The 21,057-nt window shown below is 73.1% G+C and carries 20 protein-coding genes and 1 pseudogene; 16 read left to right on the forward strand and 5 right to left on the reverse strand.

The annotated features are described in order from the left end of the window. Positions 1–362: 362 nt before the first annotated feature. From aceE to ACFWJB_RS24165, 3 genes are read left to right on the forward strand one after another with little or no spacing between them, the layout of a single operon-like run. Entirely contained in the window at positions 363–3,065 is a 2,703-nt protein-coding gene (gene aceE / locus ACFWJB_RS24155) for a pyruvate dehydrogenase (acetyl-transferring), homodimeric type (RefSeq protein ID WP_385469839.1), read from the forward strand. Positions 3,066–3,120: 55 nt separating this feature from the next. Beyond that, positions 3,121–4,128 (forward strand): helix-turn-helix transcriptional regulator, encoded by a 1,008-nt coding sequence (locus ACFWJB_RS24160; RefSeq protein ID WP_386924806.1) that lies wholly within the window; start codon positions 3,121–3,123, stop codon positions 4,126–4,128. A 56-nt stretch (positions 4,129–4,184) separates the two neighbouring features. Then, positions 4,185–4,706, forward strand: coding sequence for a DUF4240 domain-containing protein (locus ACFWJB_RS24165; protein ID WP_385469876.1), 522 nt, complete (start codon positions 4,185–4,187; stop codon positions 4,704–4,706). Between the two features lie 15 nt (positions 4,707–4,721). Here ACFWJB_RS24165 and ACFWJB_RS24170 read toward each other — a convergent pair whose 3' ends face one another. Both ACFWJB_RS24170 and ACFWJB_RS24175 read right to left on the reverse strand, forming a co-directional pair. Beyond that, positions 4,722–5,519 (reverse strand): peptidoglycan recognition protein, encoded by a 798-nt coding sequence (locus tag ACFWJB_RS24170; protein WP_386924808.1) that lies wholly within the window; start codon positions 5,517–5,519, stop codon positions 4,722–4,724. Positions 5,520–5,598: 79 nt separating this feature from the next. Continuing rightward, a pseudogene (locus tag ACFWJB_RS24175) lies at positions 5,599–6,088 on the reverse strand (GNAT family N-acetyltransferase). 65 nt (positions 6,089–6,153) lie between these two features. On the opposite strand from ACFWJB_RS24175, the gene ACFWJB_RS24180 reads away from it, so the two are divergent. Together ACFWJB_RS24180 and ACFWJB_RS24185 are read left to right on the forward strand one after the other, a co-directional pair. Then, positions 6,154–7,059, forward strand: a complete 906-nt coding sequence (locus tag ACFWJB_RS24180; protein ID WP_385469847.1) for a TIGR01777 family oxidoreductase — start codon at positions 6,154–6,156, stop codon at positions 7,057–7,059. A gap of 194 nt (positions 7,060–7,253) precedes the next feature. Then, entirely contained in the window at positions 7,254–8,657 is a 1,404-nt protein-coding gene (locus ACFWJB_RS24185; RefSeq protein ID WP_386924810.1) for an NAD(P)/FAD-dependent oxidoreductase, read from the forward strand. An 89-nt stretch (positions 8,658–8,746) separates the two neighbouring features. On the opposite strand, the gene ACFWJB_RS24190 is transcribed toward ACFWJB_RS24185, so the two are convergent. Next, positions 8,747–10,210: a regulator gene (locus ACFWJB_RS24190; RefSeq protein ID WP_386924812.1), complete on the reverse strand. Its 1,464-nt coding sequence runs from the start codon at positions 10,208–10,210 to the stop codon at positions 8,747–8,749. A 257-nt stretch (positions 10,211–10,467) separates the two neighbouring features. On the opposite strand from ACFWJB_RS24190, the gene lipB reads away from it, so the two are divergent. From lipB to ACFWJB_RS24210, 4 genes are all read left to right on the forward strand, one after another. Next, the gene (gene lipB / locus ACFWJB_RS24195; protein ID WP_385469853.1) at positions 10,468–11,265 is read left to right on the forward strand and encodes a lipoyl(octanoyl) transferase LipB; all 798 of its coding nucleotides are present in this window, start codon (positions 10,468–10,470) and stop codon (positions 11,263–11,265) included. Between the two features lie 175 nt (positions 11,266–11,440). Continuing rightward, positions 11,441–12,406 (forward strand): lipoyl synthase, encoded by a 966-nt coding sequence (lipA, locus tag ACFWJB_RS24200; RefSeq protein WP_386924815.1) that lies wholly within the window; start codon positions 11,441–11,443, stop codon positions 12,404–12,406. Between the two features lie 271 nt (positions 12,407–12,677). Next, a complete protein-coding gene (locus ACFWJB_RS24205; protein WP_385469857.1) occupies positions 12,678–12,881 on the forward strand; it encodes a hypothetical protein in 204 nt (67 codons plus the stop codon). A gap of 68 nt (positions 12,882–12,949) precedes the next feature. Beyond that, positions 12,950–13,651, forward strand: a complete 702-nt coding sequence (locus ACFWJB_RS24210) for a DUF4191 domain-containing protein (RefSeq protein WP_385469859.1) — start codon at positions 12,950–12,952, stop codon at positions 13,649–13,651. A 109-nt stretch (positions 13,652–13,760) separates the two neighbouring features. Here ACFWJB_RS24210 and ACFWJB_RS24215 read toward each other — a convergent pair whose 3' ends face one another. Continuing rightward, positions 13,761–14,228, reverse strand: a complete 468-nt coding sequence (locus ACFWJB_RS24215; protein ID WP_385469861.1) for an RDD family protein — start codon at positions 14,226–14,228, stop codon at positions 13,761–13,763. A gap of 231 nt (positions 14,229–14,459) precedes the next feature. On the opposite strand from ACFWJB_RS24215, the gene glnA reads away from it, so the two are divergent. From glnA to ACFWJB_RS24240, 5 genes are all read left to right on the forward strand, one after another. Next, positions 14,460–15,869, forward strand: a complete 1,410-nt coding sequence (gene glnA, locus ACFWJB_RS24220) for a type I glutamate--ammonia ligase (RefSeq protein ID WP_385469863.1) — start codon at positions 14,460–14,462, stop codon at positions 15,867–15,869. A gap of 156 nt (positions 15,870–16,025) precedes the next feature. Next, a complete protein-coding gene (locus tag ACFWJB_RS24225; protein ID WP_385469865.1) occupies positions 16,026–16,289 on the forward strand; it encodes a hypothetical protein in 264 nt (87 codons plus the stop codon). A gap of 104 nt (positions 16,290–16,393) precedes the next feature. Continuing rightward, positions 16,394–17,311: a zinc metalloprotease HtpX gene (htpX, locus tag ACFWJB_RS24230; protein WP_385469867.1), complete on the forward strand. Its 918-nt coding sequence runs from the start codon at positions 16,394–16,396 to the stop codon at positions 17,309–17,311. A gap of 5 nt (positions 17,312–17,316) precedes the next feature. Further along, the gene (locus ACFWJB_RS24235) at positions 17,317–17,895 is read left to right on the forward strand and encodes a hypothetical protein (RefSeq protein WP_385469869.1); all 579 of its coding nucleotides are present in this window, start codon (positions 17,317–17,319) and stop codon (positions 17,893–17,895) included. A 79-nt stretch (positions 17,896–17,974) separates the two neighbouring features. After that, positions 17,975–19,159 carry a winged helix DNA-binding domain-containing protein gene (locus tag ACFWJB_RS24240; protein ID WP_386924819.1) on the forward strand — a complete coding sequence of 395 codons (1,185 nt, stop codon included), beginning with the start codon at positions 17,975–17,977 and terminating at the stop codon, positions 19,157–19,159. 66 nt (positions 19,160–19,225) lie between these two features. Here the strand turns inward: ACFWJB_RS24240 and ACFWJB_RS24245 are convergent, their stop codons facing one another. Then, positions 19,226–19,540, reverse strand: coding sequence for a hypothetical protein (locus tag ACFWJB_RS24245; protein WP_385469878.1), 315 nt, complete (start codon positions 19,538–19,540; stop codon positions 19,226–19,228). Between the two features lie 174 nt (positions 19,541–19,714). Here ACFWJB_RS24245 and ACFWJB_RS24250 point away from each other — a divergent pair, with 174 nt between their 5' ends. Further along, entirely contained in the window at positions 19,715–20,074 is a 360-nt protein-coding gene (locus tag ACFWJB_RS24250; RefSeq protein ID WP_385469872.1) for an arsenate reductase family protein, read from the forward strand. Between the two features lie 122 nt (positions 20,075–20,196). Continuing rightward, complete coding sequence (locus tag ACFWJB_RS24255; protein ID WP_385469874.1) at positions 20,197–20,916, forward strand: hypothetical protein; 720 nt, start codon at positions 20,197–20,199, stop codon at positions 20,914–20,916. Positions 20,917–21,057 lie beyond the last annotated feature (141 nt).

The raw sequence follows: 21,057 nt of genomic DNA on the forward strand, positions 1-21,057 counted from the left end.
GTTCCCCGCGCCCCCGAAAGGGGCGCGGGGAACTGCGCGATCGGCCGCGACGCGCCGACAGCCGCCGGACACACCGCGACCACCCGAGCTGCACTGCGCTCACCTGCACAAACACTCACCGAACAAGGTCACCCCGTGCCACCGCCGGAGGCACCCCGTGCCGACTTTCTCGGTATCGAGAGGTTTTGCCCCTCAACCCTTTGATCGATCATCGATCAGGGAGTTACAGTCACCGACGGGCCGCGCGGCGGAAGCCGCAGGTGTTACAGCACCCAGACCCCAGCCCTGTCCTGCCAAAGACCTAGGGCACCCCCGAACCCTTGACCTTGAGGGAACCCCCTTCGACTGAGGAAGGCGGCGACATGACCGACCCCAACGCCATCCAGCCGAGCGAGCTCGACCAGCTCCCGGACCGCGACCCCGAGGAGACCGCCGAGTGGCGCGCGTCTCTGGACGCCGTCACCAAGGCGGCCGGGCCGCACCGTGCCGCGTACCTGATGCGCCGCACACTGGAACGCGCCGAGGGCGCCGGCATCGCACTGCCGAAGCTGCTCGAGACGGACTACGTCAACTCCATCCCGACCGCCGACGAGCCCGCGATCGACGGTGACGAGGAGCTGGAGCAGCGGATCACCGCCTGGAACCGCTGGAACGCGGCGGCGATGGTGACGCGCGGAAGCAAGTACGGCGTCGGCGGCCACATCGCCACCTTCGCCTCCGCGGCCTGGCTGTACGAGACCGGCTTCAACCACTTCTTCAAGGGCAAGGAGGGGGACGGCTCCGGCGACCAGCTCTACATCCAGGGCCACGCCTCCCCCGGCATCTACGCCCGCGCCTTCCTCGACGGCCGGCTGACCGAGCAGCACCTCGACAACTTCCGCCGCGAGGCCGGCGGCAACGGTCTGCCGTCCTACCCGCACCCGCGCCGCCTGCCCTGGCTGTGGGAGTTCCCCACCGTCTCCATGGGCCTCGGCCCGATCTCCGCGATCTACCAGGCGCGGTTCAACCGCTACCTGACCAGTCGCGGCATCAAGGACCTGACGAACTCCCACGTGTGGGCGTTCCTCGGCGACGGCGAGATGGACGAGCCGGAGTCCACCACCGCGCTCACCCTCGCCTCCCGTGAGGGCCTGGACAACCTGACCTTCGTCATCAACTGCAACCTGCAGCGCCTCGACGGTCCGGTCCGCGCCAACTTCAAGATCGTGCAGGAGCTGGAGGCCCAGTTCCGCGGCGCCGGCTGGAACGTCGTGAAGTCGCTGTGGGGCACCGCCTGGGACGAGCTGTTCCAGCTCGACACCACCGGCGCGCTGGTACGCCGGCTGCGCGAGGTACCGGACGCGCAGGTGCAGACGTACCAGACGCGTGACGCCGCCTACATCCGCGAGGACTTCTTCGGCAAGGACCCGGCGCTCGCCGAGATGGCGAAGCTGCTGTCCGACGACAAGATCCTCGAGTGCTTCCACTACTCGCGCGGCGGTCACGAGTCCCGCAAGGTGTACGCCGCGTACCGGGCGGCGCTCGCCCACAAGGGCGCGCCGACCGTGATCCTGGCCCAGACGGTCAAGGGCCACACCCTCGGCACCGGCTTCGCGTCGAAGAACGCCAACCACCAGATGAAGAAGCTCTCGGTGGACGAGTTCAAGAACATGCGCGACCTGCTCGGCCTGCCGATCAAGGACAGCGACTTCGTCGACGGCGTGGTCCCCTACGGCCACCCGGGCGCCGACTCCCCCGAGGTCCGCTACCTCCAGGAGCGCCGTGCCGCCCTCGGCGGTCCGGCCCCGGCCCGCCGCGTGCACCCGCTGGCTCCGCTGCCGGCCCCGGCCGACAAGGCGTTCGCCGCCTTCGACAAGGGCTCCGGCTCGCAGAGCGTGGCCACCACCATGGCGTTCGTCCGCCTGGTCAAGGACCTGGTCCGCGACAAGGAGACCGGCAAGCGCTGGGTGCCGATCGTCCCCGACGAGGCGCGCACCTTCGGCATGGAGTCGCTGTTCCCGTCGCTGGGCATCTACTCGCCCAAGGGCCAGACGTACGAGCCGGTCGACCGCGACCAGCTGATGTACTACAAGGAGGCCAAGAACGGCCAGATCCTCAACGAGGGGATCACCGAGGCCGGGTCCATGGCCGACTTCATCGCCGCTTCGACGTCGTACGCGACGCACGGCGAGGCGATGATCCCGTTCTACATCTTCTACTCGATGTTCGGCTGGCAGCGCACGGCCGACCAGATGTGGCAGCTCGGCGACCAGCTCGGCCGCGGATTCCTGGTCGGTGCCACCGCCGGCCGGACCACGCTGACCGGTGAGGGCCTCCAGCACGCGGACGGCCACTCCCCCGCGATCGCGGCGACCAACCCGGCCGCCCTGTCGTACGACCCGGCGTTCGCGTACGAGATCGCGACGATCGTCAAGGACGGTCTGCGCCGCATGTACGGCGAGACGGCCCCCGGCGAGGACCCGGACGTCTTCTACTACCTGACCGTCTACAACGAGCCGATGCCGCAGCCGGCCAAGCCGTCAGCGGCCGGTGTGGACGAGGGCATCGTCAAGGGCCTGTACCGCTTCAACACGGCGGAGTCGGCGGGTCTGACCCCGGTCGCCAACGCGCCGCGCATCCAGCTGCTGGGCTCCGGCACGGCGATCCACTGGACGCTCGCGGCGCAGCGGATGCTCGCCGAGGAGTGGGGCGTGGCCGCCGACGTGTGGTCCGCGACCTCCTGGACGCAGCTGCGCCGGGACGCGCTGGAGGCCGACGCCGCGCTGCTGCGCGGCGAGGAGCGGGTCCCGTACGTCCGCCAGGCGCTCCAGGGTGCCGAGGGCCCGGTGCTGGCGGTCTCCGACTACATGCGCCAGGTCCCGGACCAGATCGCGCAGTGGGTCGAGCAGGACTGGTCCTCGCTGGGTGCCGACGGCTTCGGTCTGTCGGACACCCGTGAGGCGGCCCGCCGCCACTTCGGCGTGGACGCCGAGTCCATCGTGGTCGCGGCCCTGGCCCAGCTCGCCAAGCGCGGCGAGGTCCAGGCGACGGCCGTGAAGGAGGCGCGCGAGCGCTACGGCCTGTGAGGCTCTGACCCGAGGAGGCCCCCGCTTCGGCGGGGGCCTCCTGCATGATGTGCGCATGCGTGCTGCCCGCCTCATCAAGATGGTGCTGCTGCTCCAGTCCCGCCCGGCCATGACCGCCGCCGAGCTGGCCCGGGAGCTGGAGGTGTCGGAGCGGACCGTGACGCGGGACGCGCAGGCCCTGTCGGACGCGGGCGTGCCGGTGTACGCCGAGCGGGGCCGGGCCGGGGGGTACCGGCTGGTCGGCGGGTACCGGACGCGGCTCACGGGGCTGGCGCGCGGCGAGGCCGAGGCGCTGTTCCTGTCCGGGGTCCCCGGGGCGCTGCGCGAGATGGGCCTGGAGGACGCGGCGTCGGCGGCCCGCCTGAAGGTGTCGGCCGCGCTGCTGCCCTCGCTGCGGGACGCCTCCCGTACGGCGGCGCAGCGGTTCCACCTGGACGCGCCGAGCTGGTTCCGGGAGCCGGAGACGCCCGGGCTGCTGCCGGCGGTCGCGGACGCGGTGTGGGACGACCGGCGGCTCACCGCGCGCTACCGGCGCGGGGAGGACGAGGTCGTCCGGGAGCTGGAGCCCTACGGGCTCGTCCTGAAGGCGGGGGTCTGGTACCTGTGCGCGCGGGTGGCGGACGGGGGCTCGTTCCGGGTGTACCGGATCGACCGGTTCACGGCGGTGGATCCGGGCGAGGAGCGGTTCACGCGGGACGGGGAGTTCGACCTGCCCGCTTTCTGGGCGGAGCGGGCCGCGCAGTTCGCGCGCTCGATCCTGCGGGCGGAGGTCGTGGTACGGCTGTCCGCGGAGGGCGTGCGGGGGCTGCCGTACGCCGTGGACGCGCCGGCCGCCCGGGAGGCCCTGGAGGCCGCCGGCGGGCCGGACGCGGACGGGTGGGTGACGGTGACGATGCCGGTGGAGTCCGAGGAGGTCGCCCTCGCCCAGCTCAGGGCGCTCGGAGCGGAGGTGGAGGTGCTGGCGCCCTCGGAACTGCGTGAACGTTTCGCCCGGGACGCCCGGCGGCTCTCCGCGCTGTACGGGGACGACGGCCGGCCGGAGGCGCCGCCCGCCCGGACATAACGATCCGATCCGCTCCGCGTGCGTCGTACCCCCGCAGGGCCGATGCTGGACCCGTGATGGACGAGACGGAGTTCTGGGAGCTGATCGACGCGGCCCGGCGCGGCGCCGACGGTGACCCCGAGGACCAGGCCGACCTGCTCCTGGAGCGGCTCCTCGAACTGGACCCGGACCTCGTCCTGGACTTCGCCCGCCACTTCGAGGCCCGCTACAACCGGGCCTGCACGTGGGACCTGTGGGCCGCCGCGTGGATACTGCTCGGCGGGGCGAGCGACGACGCCTTCGACTACTTCCGGTGCTGGCTGATCGGCCAGGGCCGCGAGGTGTACGAGGGCGCGGTGCACGAGCCCGACTCCCTGGCCGAGCTGCTGGACGACTTCGACGAGGAGCTGGACGGCGACGGGGAGGAACTCGGCTACGCGGCCGACGAGGCCTACGAGCAGCTCACCGGCACCGTCGCCCCCGACCTCGGCATCGCGCCCGCGCCTGCGGAGCCGCTGGGCGCCCCGGTCGACCTGGAGGACGACCGGGCCGTCGCCGAACGCCTGCCGCGGCTGTGGGAGCGCTTCGGGCCGGGCTGAGGCGGCCCCGCCCGGTCAGCCGGTCCTGCCCTGGAGGCGGGCCGCGAGGTCCCTGATGTGCGGGAGCCGGGCGGTGAGGGCCTCGCCGGGGCAGCTGGTCTGGTAGCCCTCCCCGTGCCCCGCGACGGCGGGCAGGGTGGCGGTGCTGCCGGCGGCGTACCGGCTGAGGCCGTTGCTGGAGACCAGGCGGACCGTCCCGCGCGGGTCGGTGTCGGTGGGCCCCAGTTTCCAGGCGGCGAGGGCGGCGATCGCGTCGGTCAGAGCGTCCGGCACGGGGACGCCGGCGGTGAAGGTGCCGAGGGCGGCGATCCCGGTGGTGCGGTGGTTGAAGCCCTGGGTGTGGGCGCCGGTGACGGGGCGGTCGATGCCGCCGGCGCGGCCCTCGTAGATGGTGCCGCAGCGGTCGACGACGAAGTTGTAGCCGATGTCGTCCCAGTCCCGGGCGCCGGTCTGGCCCGTGTAGACCCCGCGGAGGATGGCCGGCACGTCGGCGCAGTCGTAGTCGTTCGGGGTGTCGGTGTGGTGGACGAAGACCGCGCGGACCTCGTCGTCGTAGCGCGGGGCCGGCTGGGTGCGGGCCTCGCCGCCCAGCCAGGCCGAGCGGGGCACGACGGGCGGCCGCGGGGCCGTGTGCCGCGGGACGGTGGCCGCGCGGACGTGCGGGTCGGAGGCCCGTTCGACACCGCCCGCGCACATCGCCAGCGCCGCGGCGGCGGCGATGCCGGGCACGCAGCACAGCAGCACCCTGACGGGCGCCGGTATGCGGTCCGCACGCCGTTCCCGCGGGCCGCGCGGACCTCGGAAGACACGCATGGTCCTACTGTCGGGCTGATCCGGTCCGCCCGCGACGCGAGCCGCGCCGCCGGGTGGCACCGCCCGGCGGCCCCGGGACCTACACCAGCGGCCGTCCCATGAGCACGTCGTCGACGTAACTGCCGTCCAGGAAGAACTCGCCCGGCTGGACGCCCTCGACGGTGAACCCCTCGGACTCGTAGAGCCTGCGGGCCGCGGTGTTGGGGCCGAGGACGCGCAGGGTGATGCGGCGGGCGCCCAGCCGGCGGGCCTCCGCGACGGCGCCGCGGACGAGGGGCCCGGCCGACGCCGTGGCCGCGGGCCGCGTCGGCGACGGCGAGGCCGCGGATCTGGCGGACGTGGGTGTTGGAGGCCAGTGGCGTCGGGAAGCCGAGGCGGACGTAGCCGACGAGGCCGCCGTCGAGCTCGGCGACGAGGTGGTCCGCGGGGCCCGAGTGCTCCCGGAAGAAGGGGTCGTCCGGCCCCGGCGGGGGCGAGACGGCGTGCTGGTACGACCAGGTCGCGCGGTCGAGCAGGCGCAGCGGCTGCTCGTCCTCGGACCGGGCGGGGCGTATGTGGGCGACTGGCATGGCGATCACTGTACGGCGCGCGTTCCGGACGGCGATCTTCCCCCGGTTCCGGGCAGGATGGGCCCATGGACGACTCGGAACGTTCCCGTATCGCGGTGGCCGGCGCCTCCGGTCTCATCGGCAGCGCACTGGTGCGGTCCCTGACCGCGGACGGCCACGAGGTGGTGCGCCTGGTGCGGCGCGCGCCGCAGGGGCCGGACGAGGTCCGGTGGGACGCCGTCGCCGGACGCGTGGACGCGGCGGGGCTCGAGGGGTGCGACGCCGTGGTCAACCTGGCCGGGGCGGGGGTGGGCGACCGCCGCTGGACCGACGCGTACAAGGCGCGCGTGCGCGACAGCCGGGTGAACGGCACCAGGGCGCTCGCCGAGGCCGTCGCCTCGCTCCGGCGGCCCGTGCGGGTCTTCGTGAACGGCAGCGCGATCGGCTTCTACGGGGAGACCGGCGACCGGCCCGTCGACGAGAGCGCGCCCGCGGGCGAGGGCTTCCTGCCGTCGCTGTGCGTGGAGTGGGAGGACGCGGCGGCACCCGCCCGGGAGGCGGGCGTGCGGACGGTGTTCGTCCGGACCGGGCTGGTCGTCTCCCGGCAGGGCGGGGCCTGGGCGCGGCTGTTCCCGCTGTTCAGGGCGGGGCTCGGCGGGCGGCTGGGCGACGGCTCGCAGTACTGGTCGTTCGTCGCGCTGCACGACGAGGTGGCGGCGATCCGGCACCTCCTGGACCGGGACGACCTCTCCGGCCCCTTCAACGTCACCGCCCCGCACCCGACGACGAACCGGGAGATCACCGCGGCGATGGGGCGGGTGCTGCACCGGCCGACGCCCTTCCCGGTGCCCGCGCCGGTGCTGCGGGCCGTGCTCGGCGAGATGTCCGGCGACGTCCTGGGCAGCGCCCGCGTGCTCCCGGCCCGTCTCCTGGAGTCGGGCTTCCGGTTCGCGTTCCCGGAGATCGACGGGGCGATCCGGGCGGCGCTGTGAGACAGGGGCCGGCCTCCTTGTGACCGTTTGACGACCGTACGGCATCCCTATGCGACCGCCGTGCGACCGTGCCCTGCCTCCGTGCGACTCCCCCTGACCGTTCCCGGCCTTAATCTCGGGGTGAACTCGGGTATCCCTCAAGCCGGTTGGGGGCATCACGTCTCCAGCGGCCGCGCAACCTCGAGGAGGGGCACGTGCTTGAGCCCGCGTACCAGGCGGACGTCGTCGTCGTGGGGGCCGGGATCGCCGGCCTCGCCGCGGCGCATCGGCTGACCAGCGCAGGAGTGACGACCACGGTCCTGGAGGCCGCCCACGGCGTGGGCGGCCGGATGGCGACCGAGAAGGTCGACGGATTCCGTCTCGACAGGATCGGACAGCTGCTCTCCACGGCGTATCCCGAACTGCGCCTCGTCCCCGGGCTGGACGGCCTCGCGCTGCTGCCGTTCGCGCCCGGGGTGCTGCTGCACAGCGAGGGTCGCCACCATCGCGCGGGTGCCCCGGCCGGCACCCGGGGCGCACGGGGCGCACTCCATACGGTGCGCGCCCTCGCGGGCGCCCCACGGTCGGTTTCCGCGCCCCGGCGCGTGATTCCCGCCTCCCGGGTGCCGGGAAGGCCCGCGTCCGCCCCCCGGCCCCGCACGGGCGCTCCGCTGGGCACCGCCGTCGACCAGGCCCGGCTCGGCGCCGCGCTGACCCGCCTCGCGAGCACGCCGGTCGAACGGCTGCTGGCCCGCCCGGAGCTGCCCGCGGCCCAGGCACTGGCGGCCCGCGGACTGCCCGCCCGCACGATCGACGGCTTCCTGCGCCCCCTGCTCGCCGCGCTGCTGCACGACCCGGACCTGACCACCTCCAGCCGGTGTGCCGACCTCGCGCTGCGCGCCTTCGCGAGCGGGCGGCCGGTGCTGCCCGAGGGCGGCGCGGAGACCGTGCCGGAGCTGCTGGCACGGAGGCTGCCGCCGGGCACCCTGCACACCGGCGTCCGGGTCACCTCGGTCGCCACCAACGCCGTGACCACCGCCGAGCACGGCGTCATCCGGTGCCGGGCCGTCCTGGTGGCGACCGACGCCCGGGCCGCCGCCGAGCTGCTGCCGGGCCTGCGGGTGCCGGACTTCCATCCGGTGACGGTGGTGCACCACACGACCGACGAGCCCCCGGCGACCGGCGCGTCCCTGCTGCTCGACGCGGACCGCGGCGGTCCGGTCGCCCACACGGCGGTGGTCAGCCACGTGGACCCGTCGCGCGCGCCGGCCGGCCGCGCCCTGGTCTCGTCGACGGTCCTCGGTCCCGTGCCGTCCGACGTGGACGCCGCCGTCCGCATCCACCTGGCCCGCCTGTACGGCACGCCGACCGGCCGCTGGGAGACCCTGGCCGTGCACCACACGGCCGACGCGGTGCCGGCCATGCGCCCGCCGCACGACCCGCACCGGCCGGTGCGGCTGCTGGCCGGCCTGTACGTGTGCGGCGACCACCGCGACACCAGCACCGTCCAGGGGGCGCTGCACTCGGCCCAGCGGGCCTCGGCGGCGATCCTGACGGACCTGGGCGCGGGCGGTTCGATGCACCGGGCGGAGCCGCTGCCGGCGGCGCGGGCGGCCTGACGCACGTCCCCGGCGCGGGGGCCCCGGCCCGCACGCCGGGGCGCGGCTCCCGCGCCGGAACGTGCGTGGCGTCGTGGACAGCGCGTCGGCTACCCCATGGCGGCCACCCGGTCCCGGTAGCCGCGCACCGGTGCCGCGTCCCGGTACGGCTCCAGGCGCCGTTCGAAGTCGCGCACGTACTCCGCCGCCCGCACCGACCGCATCTCGGCCGCCTGTCCGGCGGCCTCGGCGGCGAGCTGGCAGGCCTGGTCGAGTTCGCCGAGGCCCAGGCGGGCGGTGGCGAGGACGACCCGGCAGAACAGGCGGCTGCGGGCGTAGGCGGGGGCGCGCAGTTGCAGGGAGCGCTCCGCGTGCTGGGCGGCGGCGCGGAACTGCTGGAGGTCGCGGTGGCAGTGCCCGAGCTCGTCGGCGAGCTGGGCCTCGTCGAAGAAGCGCGCCCAGTGCGGCACCTCGTCCCCGGGCCGGGCGGCCTCCAGGGCGCGCTCGGCCCGCACCAGGGCGGCCGTGCACGCCCGCACCTCGCCGAGCACGCCGTGCGCCCGCGCCTCGGCGGCGTGCAGCAGCGTCTGCACCACCGGCGGCGCCGACGTGCCGACGCCCTGCTGGGCGACGCGCGCGAGCTGCACGGCCTCGCGGCCGTGGCCGAGGTAGACGGCCTGGCGGCTCATGGTGACCAGCACGTACGAGCCGTACGCCCGGTCCCCGGCCGCCTGGGCGAGCCGCAGGGCCTGCACGAAGTAGCGCTGGGCGAGCCCGTGCGCGGCGATGTCGTACGACGTCCAGCCCGCGAGCCGGGTCAGGTCGGCGGCCGCGGCGAACAGCCGGCGGCCGGTCTGCTCGCCGTAGCTGCCGCGCAGCATCGGCTCCAGCTCGTGCTCCAGGTAGCGCACGAGGGCCTGGCGGGCGTGTCCGCCGCCGTACCGGTCGTCCAGGCTCCGGAACAGCTCGCCCACCGAGCGCAGCGCGGCGAGGTCACCGCCGGTGACCTTCTGGCCGGGCCCGCGGTCGGCCGGCACCCGCCTGCGGGCGGGGGCGAGCGGCGCCGGGCCGCCGGGGAACGCCGGACGGCCCTGCGCGGGGATGCGGACGGGCACCTCGGTGCGGGCCACCCTCTCGTCGGCGCGGCCGATCAGCCAGTCCCGGCTGGGGACGACGAGGCCGGCCGGGGTGAAGGCGATCTTGCGCAGCTCGGCGTGGCTGCCGGAGTCCTTGCGCCACAGCCCGCTGACGATGTCGACGGCCTCCTCCGGGCCGGCGGCGAACTCGAGGCCCGCGTAGACGGGGGCGCAGGCGTCCAGGCCGAGGTCCTGGGCGGTGAGGCGGCGGCCGAGACGCCGGGTGAAGACCTCGGCGATCAGGGCGGGGGTGGTGCCGCGGGGCTGCTGGCCGCGCAGCCACCGGGTGACGGACGTCTTGTCGTATCTCAGGTCCAGGCCGTGCTCGAGTCCGAGCTGGTCGACGCGTCGCGCGAGACCCGCATGGGAGAACCCCGCCTCGGCGATGAGCGCGGCGAGCTGGCGGTTGGGGGTGCGCTGCGCGGGTCGTTCCGTCATGGTGCGGTGCGGTCTCCTGCCTTCCGGGCCCTCGTCGTGCCCGGAGCGCCTGTGAGCAGCCCTGATGGCCTCGTGAACGGCGCGAATGTAGCGGAGAGTAAGCAGCTCATCGCATACTTTCGGGGGCATTCATCCGATCGTGTGAGGATTCCGTGTCGAGCTGACGGACAGCGGCCCCCCGACGGAGGTCCGGCGGCCGGTCGTACAGTGGCGTGGGCACGGTTCGTGCCTTACGACCTTCCAGGGAGGCTCTTGCCGTGAGTGAGCTCCGGTTCGTCCGCATGGGGTTCGGCGCCGACCGTGTCGACTACCAGGAGGCGTGGGACGAGCAGCGCCGGGTGCATGCCGCGCGGTTCGCCGACGAGGTCCCCGACACGGTGCTGCTCCTCGAGCACCCGCCGGTCTACACCGCCGGGCGGCGCACCGCGGACGAGGAGCGGCCCCTCGACGGCACGCCGGTCGTCGACGTGGACCGCGGCGGCAAGATCACCTGGCACGGCCCGGGCCAGCTGGTCGGCTACCCGATCCAGAAGCTCCCGCGCCCGGTGGACGTCGTCGCCCACGTACGGCGGCTGGAGGAGGCCCTGATCCGCACCTGCGCGGAGTTCGGCGTCGAGACCACCCGGGTCGAGGGCCGCAGCGGGGTCTGGGTCCTCGGCGACCCGGTGGAGAAGCGCCCGGCCCTCGGCGGTCTGTCCCTGGACTTCGACCCTCGGCTGACCGACGAGGAGTTCGACCCCCGCCTCAACGGGCCGGAGTACGCCCCGTCCAACGCGGGCCAGCGCCGCGAGGACCGCAAGATCGCCGCGATCGGCATCCGGGTCGCGAAGGGCGTCACCATGCACGGCTTCTCGTTCAACGTGAACCCGGACAACACCTGGTTCGACAGGATCATCCCGTGCGGCATCCGCGACGCGGGCGTCGCCTCCCTGGCGAACGAGCTGGGCCGGGACGTGACCATCGAGGACGTGCTCCCGGTGGTGGAGCGCCACCTGCGCGACGTCCTGGAGAACGCGGACCTGAAGCCGAGGGAGATCGAGAAGACCCCGGCCTGATCCCGGCGCCGGCGGCATAAACGCGGCCCGTCCGGCGTTCCCGCAGGAGGTCGTCCAGGCCCGAGCAGGGGCCTGGGGGCCGGCAGTCCCCAGCAAGGCCGTCACCCTCGCCGGGCATCAAATCAACGGGCGTACCCTGAAGGTCGCCGAAGAATCGAACGCTAGGGAGCCGGTCGTGTCCGCAGTCGCACCCGACGGACGCAAGATGCTGCGCCTGGAGGTCCGCAACAGCCAGACCCCCATCGAGCGCAAGCCCGAGTGGATCAAGACCCGGGCGAAAATGGGTCCCGAGTACACGAAGATGCAGAACCTCGTGAAGAGCGAGGGCCTGCACACGGTCTGCCAGGAAGCCGGCTGCCCGAACATCTACGAGTGCTGGGAGGACCGCGAGGCGACCTTCCTCATCGGCGGCGACCAGTGCACCCGGCGCTGCGACTTCTGCCAGATCGACACCGGCAAGCCCGAGGCGCTCGACCGCGACGAGCCGCGCCGGGTCGGCGAGTCCGTGGTCACCATGGACCTGAACTACGCCACCATCACCGGCGTGGCCCGCGACGACCTGCCGGACGGCGGTGCCTGGCTGTACGCCGAGACGGTGCGCCAGATCCACCAGCAGACCGCCGGGCGCCAGGACGGCCGCACCAAGGTCGAGCTGCTGGCCCCCGACTTCAACGCGGTGCCGGAGCTGCTCCGCGAGGTCTTCGACTCGCGCCCGGAGGTCTTCGCGCACAACGTCGAGACCGTGCCGCGCATCTTCAAGCGGATCCGCCCCGGCTTCCGCTACGAGCGCTCCCTGAAGGTGATCACCGACGCCCGTGACTACGGGCTGGTCACCAAGTCGAACCTGATCCTCGGCATGGGCGAGACCCGTGAGGAGGTCAGCGAGGCGCTGAAGCAGCTGCACGAGGCCGGCTGCGAGCTGATCACCATCACGCAGTACCTGCGTCCGTCCGTGCGCCACCACCCCGTGGAGCGCTGGGTCAAGCCGCAGGAGTTCGTGGAGCTCAAGGAGGAGGCCGAGCAGATCGGCTTCTCCGGCGTGATGTCCGGCCCGCTGGTGCGCTCCTCCTACCGCGCCGGGCGGCTCTACCGGATGGCGGTCGAGAAGCGCGACACCGTCGTCGCCGGCCAGGCCGTCTGACGCGCCGTCAGCCCTCGCCCGCCCGGCGGGGGCGCGCCGCGTGTGAATTCACGCACAAGCCCCTACTCGGCGGTATCGGCCGATGTACCGCGGCCCCGACCGTCCTCGCAGATGAGGACACCGGTCGGGGCCGCGGCGCCGTTCCGGGCCCCGTCACCACCACTTCATGTGCGTTTGACCGGCGGGTCACGCCCTGGTAACACCAATCAGTGACCCTGGAATCACAGGACGTACTTCCGTACCCGGATCCGCACCGAGGGAGACCTCCGCCATGCAGGCCGCGCCCGTTCGCGCCACCGCCATCCCTTCGTTCACCGACGCCCTGCGGGCCGTCGAGTCGCTGCTGATGAGCCGCGGCCAGCGCACCGCCCGGCGCAACGCCTGGACCTCCGTGCTGGAGGACCGCCGCCGGGCCAAGGACCGCATCGAGACCGAGCGGGTCCTGCAGCAGCAGGTCGTCGCCGGCCACCTCTGACCTCCCCCGTACGGCGGTGCCGGGCACTGCCGTCGTCGGCGCCTTCCGGGCCACGTAGACTTCACGTCATGGCGAGGAAGGAACCTGCAGCGGACGCTGCGAACCCCGGGCGACTGAAGCAGATCGCTCTGACCTACAAGATGACCCGCAAGGCCGACAAGAAGATCGGTCTTGTGCTCGCGGGTGTCGGCATCGTCGTCTTCGGTGTCCTCCTCGCGATCGGTTTCCTGGTCGGTCACCCCATCTATCTCGGCATCCTGGGCCTGCTGCTCGCCTTCCTCGCGACGGCGATCGTCTTCGGGCGCCGGGCCGAGCGGGCGGCCTTCGGGCAGATGGAGGGCCAGCCGGGCGCCGCCGCGGCGGTGCTGGACAACATCGGCCGGGGCTGGACCACGACCCCCGCGGTGGCGATGAACCGCAGCCAGGACGTGGTGCACCGAGCGGTCGGCAAGGCCGGCATCGTGCTGGTCGCCGAGGGCAACCCGAACCGGGTGAAGTCCCTGCTCGCGGCCGAGAAGAAGAAGATGAACCGGATCGTCGCCGACGTGCCGGTCCACGACCTGATCGTGGGCACCGGCGAGGGCCAGGTCGAGCTGAAGAAGCTGCGCACGACCATGCTCAAGCTCCCGCGCGTCCTGACCGGCCCGCAGGTCACCGCGACCAACGACCGGCTGCGCGCCCTGGGCGACCTGATGAGCAACATGCCCCTGCCCAAGGGCCCGATGCCCAAGGGCATGCGCATGCCGAAGGGCGGCAACCCCCGGCGCTGAGCCGGCGGTGCCCGCTCGTGGCACCACGACGCACCCGCGACGATGGGGCGCCCGGATCACTCCGGGCGCCCCATCGTCGTCACCGTGCCGCGCCGGCGGCCGGCGGACGCTAGATCCGGACCTCCACGGTGCGGGCCAGCCGGTCGTGCAGCCCGCGGCCGTCCCGGTCCCAGATCAGCGCGGGGACCGCGACGCACAGCAGGGCCGACCGCAGCAGCGCGCGCCCCGGGCTGACGCGGCCCGTGCCCAGCTCCACCACACGCAGGCCGAAGAGGCGCTTGCCCGGGGTGAAGCCGACCGTGCCGACGGTCAGGACGCTGAGCACGAAGAAGATCAGCAGGGCCCAGTTGCTCGCCGTCTGGCCGTAGCTGCCCGTGATCAGGCCGTATGCGATCAGGGAGCACAGGGCCCAGTCCACGGCGAGGGCGCCCAGCCTGCGGCCCGGACGGGCGATGGAGCCCGGCCCCTCCTCCGGCAGCCCGAGCTGCTCACCCCGGTATCCGAGATCGGCGCCGGCCCCTTCGATGGCCGCGCGCGGCCCGGAGAGCCACGATCCGATTGCTTGCCTGTTGTCCACCCGTCCACGGTACTGGGCCCCGATATGCCCGGGGAACGGTGGGGTGCGCAGCGGGGTGTGCCGTACACGGTTGAGGCCTAGGCTGGGAGGGAACCGGTTAACTTCTGCGAAACAAACGGGTCACGCCCGAGAAATCACCCGTCCTTAGGGTCGATGCAGCGTGTGCCACCCGCACTGGCCGCACGAACGATCTACCACCCCGGCGGGACGGTCGGGAGTAGGAGGAGCTGGATGTTCCAGAACGCCGACGAGGCCAAGAAGTTCATCGCGGACGAGGACGTCAAGTTCGTCGACGTCCGGTTCTGCGACCTGCCGGGCGTCATGCAGCACTTCACGTTGCCCGCCGAGGCGTTCGACCCCGACGACGAGCAGGCCTTCGACGGGTCCTCGATCCGCGGCTTCCAGGCCATCCACGAGTCGGACATGTCCCTGCGCCCCGACCTGTCCACCGCGCGCATCGACCCGTTCCGCCGGGACAAGACGCTCAACATCAACTTCTTCATCCACGACCCGATCACGGGCGAGCAGTACTCCCGCGACCCGCGGAACGTGGCGAAGAAGGCCGAGGCCTACCTCGCCTCCACCGGCATCGCCGACACGGCGTTCTTCGGTCCCGAGGCCGAGTTCTACGTCTTCGACTCCGTCCGCTTCGCCACCAGCGCGAACGAGTCCTTCTACCACATCGACTCCGAGGCCGGCGCCTGGAACACCGGTGCCCTCGAGGACAACCGCGGTTACAAGGTCCGCTACAAGGGCGGCTACTTCCCGGTCCCGCCGGTCGACCACTTCGCCGACCTGCGCGCCGAGATCTCCCTGGAGCTGGAGCGGTCCGGCCTGAAGGTCGAGCGCCAGCACCACGAGGTGGGCACCGCCGGCCAGGCGGAGATCAACTACAAGTTCAACACGCTGCTCGCCGCCGCGGACGACCTCCAGCTCTTCAAGTACATCGTGAAGAACGTGGCCTGGAAGAACGGCAAGACGGCGACCTTCATGCCGAAGCCGATCTTCGGTGACAACGGCTCGGGCATGCACGTCCACCAGTCGCTGTGGACCAACGGCGAGCCGCTGTTCTACGACGAGCAGGGCTACGCCGGCCTGTCGGACACCGCCCGCTACTACATCGGCGGCATCCTCAAGCACGCCCCGTCGCTGCTGGCCTTCACCAACCCGACGGTGAACTCCTACCACCGCCTGGTGCCGGGCTTCGAGGCGCCGGTGAACCTGGTCTACTCGCAGCGCAACCGCTCCGCCGCGATGCGCATCCCGATCACGGGCTCGAACCCGAAGGCCAAGCGCGTCGAGTTCCGCGCCCCGGACGCCTCCGGCAACCCGTACCTGGCCTTCTCGGCGCTGCTCCTCGCGGGCCTGGACGGCATCAAGAACAAGATCGAGCCGGCCGAGCCGATCGACAAGGACCTCTACGAGCTGGCTCCCGAGGAGCACGCCAACGTCGCGCAGGTCCCGACCTCCCTCGGCGCCGTCCTCGACCGCCTCGAGGCCGACCACGAGTTCCTCCTCCAGGGCGACGTATTCACGCCGGACCTGATCGAGACGTGGATCGACTTCAAGCGCGCGAACGAGATCGCCCCGCTGCAGCTGCGTCCGCACCCGCACGAGTTCGAGATGTACTTCGACGTGTGACCGGCACCCGGGCCGTGCCCCGGACCGTGCGGAGCCCCCGCCCCCTGCTCGTCAGGGGGCGGGGGCTCCGTCGTTGGCCGAAAAGCTTCCCCGGGGCACCGGGTTTGGGGATCATGGCCCTGACACGATGGCCGGGTCAGGGGACGGGGAGAGGGCATGTCCGATCGGGACGACGAGGAACGCGAGTTCGACCTCAGGTGGGCGGACGGTGCCGAGCACAAGGAACCCTCCGCGCGCGCCAGGATGCTCGCCGCGCGCTGGAAGGAGAACCCGCCCGGGCCGGTCCCCTTCCGTGCCGCTCCCGACCACGTGGGATCCGGCCGCCGCTCGTCGTGGGTGTCCACCGCCGTGGTGCTCGGCTGCGTGGCCGGCGTGATCGTCCTGCTCGGCTACATCAACTTCCGCTCGCCCCACTACTAGGGCCTCTTCTTTGCCGCCTCCGGTGGCGGCCGCGACCCGTTCACGGGGTGCGCCGGGTGCACACTGGATTTGCGGGACGAGTGCGCGACTGCGGGGTGATCCAGATGCAGAGCCGCTTCCGGAGCGACCGGCGACTGACCGTGCGCATGGGCACCACGCTGTTCCTGCTGGGCCTGCTGTACGTCGGTTTCTTCGCCGCGCTGATCGTGCTGCTGAAGTCCTGGGTCCTGGTCGTGGTGATCGTGGCCCTGATGTTCGGGGCGCAGTACTGGTTCTCCGACCGCATCGCGCTGTTCGCGATGCGCGGCCGGATCGTGGAGCGGGACGAGTACCCGGAGCTGCACGCGGTGGTCGACCGGCTGTCGGCGATGGCCGGCATGCCGAAGCCCGTGGTCGCCGTGTCCGCGATGGACATGCCGAACGCGTTCGCGACCGGGCGGAACCCGGACAACGCGGTGGTCTGCGTGACCACCGGGCTGCTGCGCCGGCTGGAGCCGGCCGAGCTGGAGGGCGTGCTCGCGCACGAGCTGTCGCACGTGGCGCACAAGGACGTCGCCGTGATCACGATCGCGTCGTTCCTGGGCGTGATCGCGGGGCTGATCGTGCGGTTCGCCTTCTACTCGCAGCTGTTCGGCGCCGGACGGCGGGACCAGAACACCCTGGTCGTGTTCGCGGCCGTGATGGGCGTCTCCGCGGCCGTGTACGCGCTCAGCTTCCTGCTGATCCGGGCCCTGTCCCGGTACCGGGAGCTGGCCGCCGACCGGGCCGCCGCCCTGCTCACCGGCCGTCCCTCGGCGCTGGCCGCGGCGCTCACCAAGGTGACCGGCGACATCGCCCGCATCCCGACCAAGGACCTGCGCACGGCCCAGGCCTTCAACGCCTTCTACTTCACGCCCGCCTTCGGCGCCGAGCCCGGCCTCGCACGGCTCTTCGGCACGCATCCCAGCCTGGAGCAGCGGCTCGAGCAGCTGGGCCGGATCTCCGCCGAACTGGGTGAGGCGGCGACGCCCGGAAAGGCCTGAGGACCATGGGCCTGCTGGACATCCTGCTCGGCCGCTCCAAGCCCGTCACGCCCGACCTGGACCGGCTCTTCGCGCTCCCCTCGGCGGCACTGACCCTTCGGCCGGCGGCCGGCTTCACGCCGACCGGGCGGGGCGCGGTGTGCTTCGCGACGGTCGAGGGCGCCGCCTTCGAGCAGACGCACCGCGAGGTCCGGGCCCTGCTGGACGCGGACGCCGGCCGGACGCCGGTGGAGCTGCGCCACGACGCCTACGGCTACTCCTGGCTCGTCTCGCACCGCTCCCCCGACGAGCTGCCGGCGCTCGTGAACGACCTGCACGCGGTGAACAGCTCGATGGAGGTCAACGGCTTCGGGCCGCAGCTGCTGTGCTCCCTGGCCGGTTTCCGCGACGACGACGGGCGGCGGCTCGCGCTCGTCTACCTCTACAAGAGGGGCACCTTCTACCCCTTCGCGCCCCTGCCCGGTGACCGGCAGCAGCGGGACAACGCGCTGGAGCTGCGGATCCGCGCGGTGCTCGCCGGCGAGCTGCCTCTCGAGGAGGACCTGGGCCGGTGGTTCCCGGTGTGGGGCGCTCCCGGGCTGTGAACGGCACGGCCCGGGCCGGCTGTCAGTGGGGTCGGGCAGGATGGCCGTTCCGGGAGGCGACGGGCGGGCGGAGGCCGGGATGGGTGACGGACGGCGGTACATCGCAGGGGCCGAGCGGCGGGCGCGGCTCGCGCTGCGGCAGCGGCTGGCGGGCGGGGCCCGGGCGGGGAGCCCCGAGGAGGTCGCCGGTTCGCTGGTGGCGCTGCACGGCACGGATCCCTCGACGGTGTACCTGGCCGTAGGGGCACGGCTGGCGGACCCGGCGAAGACGGTGGCCGAGACGGAGCGCGCGCTCTACGAGGACGGGACGCTGGTCCGGATGCACGGCATGCGGCACACCGTGTTCGTCCTCCCGGCCGGGCTGACGGCGGTCGTGCACGCCTCGACCGGTCTCGCGGTGGCCGCCCGGGAGCGGGCCGCGCTGCTCAAGCACATGGCGGCCGCCGGGGCACCGGACGCGGCCTGGCTGGCGGAGGTCGAGGAGTCGTTGCTGGCGGCGCTGGCCCGGCGCGGACAGGCGACGGCGGCCGAGCTGTCCCGGGACGAACCGCGGCTGAAGGAACGCTTCGTGTACGCGGCCGGGAAGAACTACGAAGGCGTGCACACGGTCTCCACCCGGCTGCTGAAGGTGCTGGGCGTGGAGGGCAAGGTCGTGCGGGGCCGGCCGCTGGGGTCGTGGACGTCCAGCCAGTTCCGCTGGGCGCCGGCGCCCGAACATCCCGGGCTGGACACCGCGGAGGCGCAGGCGGAGCTGCTGCGCCGGTGGCTGGGGGCATGCGGGCCGGCCACCGAGGAGGACCTGAAGTGGTGGACGGGGTGGCGGGTGACGGAGGTGCGCCGGGCGCTGGCGGCGATCGGCGCGGAGGAGGTGACGCTGGACGAGGGCACGGGGTACGTGGCCGCGGGGGACGCCGGTCCGGTGGCGGCGCCCGCCGGGCCCTGGGCCGCGCTGCTGCCCGCGCTGGATCCGACGGCGATGGGCTGGCGGCACCGGGACTGGTACCTGGAGCCCGGGCTGCGGCCGATGCTGTTCGACGGCAGCGGCAACGTCGGCCCGACGGTGTGGTGGGACGGCCGCGTGGTCGGCGGCTGGGCCCAGCGGGCCGACGGGGAGATCGTCTGGCGGGTGCCGGGCGCCGAGGGGCTCGGACGCGACGCCGGGGCGGCGATCGCGGCGGAGGCCGAGCGGCTGCGGGGCTGGGTGGGCGCGACCCGGATCACACCGCGTTTCCGGACCCCTCTGGAGCGGGAGCTGTCGGCGTAGGGGGCACCGGGGGCGCACCCGCGACGCCGGGTACCGGACGGCAGCGGCCGGCACCCGGCGCCCGCGTCACCGCGAGTACCGCATCAGTGCCCGCACCATGTGGCACGTGGTGTCCGACGGCGGGTGCACGCCGATCGTCTCCGCGGTGCTGCGTATCGTCTCGTTGCGGGCCTGCCGGGGCAGGTGGACGCCGGAGTCGAGCAGGGCGATGGCGAGGCGCATCGCCTTGAGCCGGCGGTTGTGCGTGACGTACCACTCGCGGGGGCGGCCCGCCGGCAGCGGGCTCTTCTCCACGGGTGCGTACGGCAGGTCGAGCAGGACGGGGCGCTTGGCGGTCGACTGGGTGGGCAACGGCTTCTGCTTCAGTGCGGCAGCGGGCACGGGCATCCTCCTGTCGCGGTCGGGGTGCCGTCCGGCCACCCCGGCGACACCCTCGAACACTGCTTCTATTTTACCCCCTTCCACTGACAAAAGCCCCTGGCCACAAGGGCTTTCGGGGGTGCTGAGGCGTGCGGGGAGAACGGGTTTCGCGCCCCTCGGGCTACCGTGTGCGGCATGGAGATCTGGATCAACCCCGCCTGTTCCAAGTGCCGCAGCGCCATCACCCTGCTCGACGCGGAGGGCGCCGACTACACCGTCCGCCGTTACCTGGAGGACGTGCCCAGCGAGGACGAGATCCGCGCGGTTCTCACCCGCCTCGGCCTCGAACCGTGGGACATCACCCGCACCGGCGAGGCCGACGCGAAGGAACTTGGTCTGCGGGACTGGCCCTGTGACGACGCGTCACGCGACCGCTGGGTCGCCGCGCTCGCCGCGCACCCGAAGCTGATCCAGCGCCCGATCATCACGGCGGACGACGGTACGGCCGTCGTGGGCCGCTCCGAGGAGGCGGTCCGCGACGCCCTGTCCCGCTGAGGTCCGTCCCGGCGACGGCCGTGACGCAGGTTACGTCCGCCGATCCCCGTGACCGCTGAGTCACCCCGTTCGGTATCTCGTACATAGCGGCGTACGCTCCCCTACCTCTTCAGGAGGCGCGCATGTCGCGCAGGAGAAGTCTCGGTACGAAGAAGAAGATCGCGCTGCTGGTGGGCGCCGCGTCGGTGGCGGGCGGCGGGGCCTTCGTGACGGCGAACGCCTCGAACGCGGCGCAGACCACCCAGACCGCGCAGACCAGGTCCGCGCAGGACTCCACCGTGTGCCAGGGCCTGGCCACCGCGCTCGGCAACAACCTGCGGTTCATCGAGGGCCAGCGGGCCGCCCCCGACGCGCAGTCGGAGGCCCGGATCGCCAACCGGGAGGCGGTCGTCGAGGAGATCGAGCGCAAGCAGGAGGCGTCCGGGTGCGCGGTCGGGGAGTCGGCTCAGGACTCCCCGACCGCGCGGCCGCCGGGGAACGGGCAGGAGACCGGCCAGGACACAGGACAGGACACAGGACAGGGCGCCGGCCAGGACACCGGTCAGGAAACGGGCGGGCAGCAGGCCGGGGAGGCGGGCGGCGCCGCGCAGGCCGGTGAGCAGGTGTGCAACGGCTCCACCGTCACCCTCTCCGGCGAGGGCGGCGCCCCGGCCGCGTCCAGCAACCAGTTCCCGGCGGGCACCCGGCTCCGGGTGACCAACCTGGACAACGGCAGGTCGACGACCGTTCAGGTCGACTCGGTCTCGGGAAGCTGCGTGCTGCTCAACGACGCGGCGTTCGAACAGGTCCGGGAGCCGGGCAAGTTCCTCGTCCGCCGGGCGCTGATCGAGAAGGTGGGCTGACCGCCCCTCCACCCCCGCGCTCGGCGTCTCCGCCCCCCCCCCCCCCGGGGGGGGCCCCCCGCCGCCCCCCCCGGCCCCGGCTGGGCGCCCCCCCCCCCCCCCCCAAAACCGGGTGGACAAAAACGCAACGCCCCGGGAAAA

The organism is Streptomyces sp. NPDC127100, assembly GCF_042724095.1.
In the GTDB taxonomy this organism is placed as follows: Bacteria; Actinomycetota; Actinomycetes; order Streptomycetales; family Streptomycetaceae; genus Streptomyces.